Origin of the sequence: Pseudescherichia sp. (assembly GCF_031987975.1) — a bacterium.
GTDB lineage: Bacteria > Pseudomonadota > Gammaproteobacteria > Enterobacterales > Enterobacteriaceae > Pseudescherichia.
The window spans coordinates 1-3,797 of the sequence record NZ_DALZYX010000024.1 but is presented as its reverse complement, the minus strand read 5'-3'; the positions used below and the strand labels follow the sequence as shown (position 1 = coordinate 3,797).

Sequence of the window (3,797 nt, the reverse complement as noted above, 5' to 3'; positions counted from 1 at the left end):
TGACCCGAGAGCTGCTCGCTGCCGCTCGCCAGCCGTCCCAGCTCGTCATACGCCAGGGTCTGCACCGTGCCGCGCCCGTCCCGGCTCCACACCGGACGGCCCGCGGCATCAGACAACATTACCTGTTCACCGCTGTCGGTGCTTTCGCGCCGCAGCATCTGGCCTGCCAGCGAGGACGTGGTGCGCAGGTTTGCCGGAGCCGTGCTGTCGGCGGTCCGGGCGGCAAACAGGCGTGGGTCACGGTGTGTTGCTATCCGGCTGGCATCATCCGTATATGAATGGCTGACCAGCAGGCGCAGCGGGTCGGTGCTGCTGTCATGGTTCCAGTTGAGGGCGCGCACGGCCAGCCCCCGGTTATCATGTACGCTGACCACTGGCGTGCCGGTGGCGGCGGTTGGATTACTCATTGTTGGCTCTCCGAAGAAAAAAAAGGATTAAATAGAAGAGAGGAATAATCGTTCAGTATAAAAATTGGAGAGTTATTCAGATGCGCAATTTTGAGGATGAATTGTCGAAAATAGAGTGTTTGGGAAACCGGCTGGCTGGAGCGTCGCGGCTAGTATGAGAAAGGGAAAGAATCATCTCGTCGGCCCGGCGGCGCGAAGCTCGCCGGGCCTGGAGGTACTACAATACTGCGTTACTTCGCGTCATCAGGCAGTGCGTAGGCAACGATATAGTCGCCCATTTTGGTACCAAACGAACCGTGACCGCCCGCAGAGATGACAACGTACTGCTTGCCATTCACTTCATAGGTCATCGGCGTCGCCTGGCCACCCGCTGGCAGACGGCCCTGCCACAGTTTCTCACCGTTGCTCATGTTATAGGCGCGCAGGTAGTTATCTGCGGTCGCCGCGATGAACAGCACGTTACCGGCGGTAGAGATCGGGCCGCCCAGCATTGGCATACCGGTGGTGAACGGTAACGGGATCGGCATCGGGAACGGCAGGCTATCCTGCGGGGTACCGATACGTTTTTTCCAGACCACTTCGTTGGTTTTCAGATCCAGCGCGGAGATGTAACCCCAGGCAGGCTGTTTACACGGCAGGCCAATCGGTGACAGGAACGGGTTCAGGGTGACACCGTACGGCACGCCGTACTGCGGCTGTATACCCGACTCGGAGCCGGTACCCTGGCCATTTTCTGGCTCTTCCATCGGGTTGCCCGGACCGCGCGGCATCAGCTTAGAGACGAACGGCAGCGCCATCGGGTTGGCAATCGCCACCTGACGGTGCGGATCGACAGAGATACCGCCCCACTCGAACATCCCCAGGTTACCCGGGAAGACGAGTGTGCCCTGCTCAGACGGCGGCGTGAAGATGCCTTCATAGCGCAGGTTCTGGAAGATCACGCGGCACACCAGCTGGTCAAACATAGTGGCACCCCACATGTCTGCCCCGGTCAGATCTTTCTTCGGACGGAAGCTCAGATCGGAGAACGGCTGGGTTTTGGTAACGTAGTCGCCTTTGGCCGCACCCTGCGGAACCGGCTTCTCAGGTGCCGGGACAACCAGCTGGCCGTTACGGCGATCCAGTACGAAGATGTTACCGGTTTTCGCCGGAGCATAGATTACCGGTACGGTCTGGCCCTTAACGGTAATATCTGCCAGCGTCGGCTGGGACGGCATATCCATATCCCACAGATCGTGGTGGACGGTCTGGTAGCTCCACACCAGCTTACCGGTAGTGGCGTTCAGCGCCAGGATAGAGCTGGCATAACGCTCCTGCTCCGGCGTGCGGTTGCCACCCCAGATGTCCGGCGTGGTGACGCCCATCGGCAGATAGACCATATCCAGCTTGGCATCATAGGCCGCCGGTGCCCAGGAGTTTGGCGAGTTCGGCGTAAAGTGGTGCTCGTCCGCCGGAATAGCGTTCGGATCTTTTGCGCCCGGATCGAAAGCCCAGAGCAGCGCGCCGGTGTTGATATCGAAACCGCGAATAACGCCAGACGGCTCGCGGGTAGAGTAGTTATCGGTTACCGCACCGGCAATGATAATCACCTTGTCGGTAACAATCGGCGGCGAGGTCGGCTCGTACATGCCTGGCGTGGTGACCGGCATATTGGTTTGCAGGTTCAGAATACCTTTGTTAGCAAAGGATTCACACAGCTTGCCGTTGTCAGCGTTGACGGCGAACAGACGGCCATCGTTCACTGGCAGAATGATGCGGCGCGGGCAGTTAGCCACCACGTCCGGGCTGGCATTATTGGCGTTCGCCTCATGGTAAGAGACGCCGCGGCAGGTCACATGCTGGAACGACGGGTTGGTGTTCAGCTGCGGATCGAAGTGCCACTTCTCTTTCCCGGTTGCGGCATCCAGGGCAAACAGACGCTGGTGCGCGGTGCAGAGGAACAGCGTATCGCCAACCTTAATCGGCGTTACTTCGTTAGTGATCTCGCCCGGATCGTTTGGCAGCTTCAGATCGCCAGTGCGGAATACCCAAGCCTCTTTCAGATTGTGTACGTTATCGGCGTTAATCTGCTTCAGCGGGGAGTAGCGCTGCCCCTCCTGGTTACGACCGTAGGCCGGCCAGTCAGAGTCCGCCACCTGAGAGATGGGCGCGGCAGGCGTCGCGTCAGCGCTCAGCGTACCGTTGATCTCCTGCGGATCGTTAAAGCCCGCCCAGGTCAGTATCCCGCCGGTGATCACCAGCGCCACCAGCAGGGCAGCGACCGCGCCGTTGGCAGGGACGATCAGGCGACGCCAGACAAACGGCAGCACCAGCCAGATCCCAAAGAAGACGAGGATATCGCTGCGCGGCGTCAGCGCCCAGAAGTCAAAGCCGACTTCCCAGACGCCCCAGATCATGGTGCCAAGCAGGAGCACAGCGTAGAGCCAGAGCGCTGCACGTTTGCTGCGCCATAGCAACCAGGCGACGCCAAGCATCAGAAGACCGGCGACAGGGTAGTACCAGGAGCCGCCGACGGCGACCAGCCAGACCCCACCGATCAGAAGGAATAGCCCGCATAGTGCTGCGAACAGGGCTGTTAACGTCACGAGCACGCGCGACGTCCGGGGTTTTGTTTCTGCCATAGAAAGACACTCTTCATGTTTAATATTTTGATAGCAATTAATTATAGGATTTAACAAGTGTGACCGTCATCACATATTTGGCTTTTCTTAACTCAATGCCCGAATAAAAGCATTTGCTGGTTGAGCGGGGGCTGGCTAAGGGAAGCGGATATGCCATACCCCATTAGCCAGCAGGGTATGCACTGCCAGATTTTAGAAGTTACAAAATCAGTGATTTGATTCATTGAATCAATGTAAAACTGCAAATCATAATCCACTGTAATTTAAGTAATTTTCCATTACACAATTGCCGTTGTGTGTTCCTTCAGCAGGGTTAAAGTGATGCCTTTATAACCACCTTACAAGTAAGGGCTTGTGCTGTCATCCGTCACTGACGTGACAGTCTCACGCTAAGGAGAGGCATCATGAACACCTGTTTTCCGGCCCGTAAGCAGAACGGGGAAAACTACGCCACCCTGGATGAAATGATGCGCCTTATTGGCCGGGAGCCGCATGGCTCATGGCTGGCGGGCACCAACAAGATGTGGCACGGCGGTATCCATATCTCAGAGGTCTCTGCTCCGGGTTCATTGCTAACCCCGGAAACAACCGCAACGGCGGTGCCGCTGCCGAGTATGGCGGACGGCGAAGTGGTGGCCTGGCGTCTGGGGAGGGACTACCAGAAAGCCCGCTACCTCAGCCATGCCGTGCAGTATTCGACCACCTTTGTGCTGATGAAGTCCGTGTGCAAACCGGACCCGGACAATGCACAGACCTGGCTTGAGTTTTA

At 57.8% G+C, this 3,797-nt stretch carries 1 protein-coding gene and 2 pseudogenes; 1 reads left to right on the top strand and 2 read right to left on the bottom strand.

What is annotated here, in order from left to right:
* Positions 1 to 407: pseudogene (locus RTN40_RS20960) on the bottom strand (hypothetical protein); the annotation flags it as partial.
* Between the two features lie 230 nt (positions 408 to 637).
* The gene (locus RTN40_RS20955; protein WP_312230017.1) at positions 638 to 3,028 is read right to left on the bottom strand and encodes a glucose/quinate/shikimate family membrane-bound PQQ-dependent dehydrogenase; all 2,391 of its coding nucleotides are present in this window, start codon (positions 3,026 to 3,028) and stop codon (positions 638 to 640) included.
* A gap of 404 nt (positions 3,029 to 3,432) precedes the next feature.
* Between RTN40_RS20955 and RTN40_RS20950 the strand changes: the two are divergent.
* Positions 3,433 to 3,797, top strand: a pseudogene (locus tag RTN40_RS20950) (hypothetical protein); the annotation flags it as partial.

Excerpts from the sequence above, each read along its gene's own strand:
- RTN40_RS20955 (WP_312230017.1), bottom strand. The coding sequence starts at position 3,028 with ATGGCAGAAACAAAACCCCGGACGTCGCGCGTGCTCGTGACGTTAACA.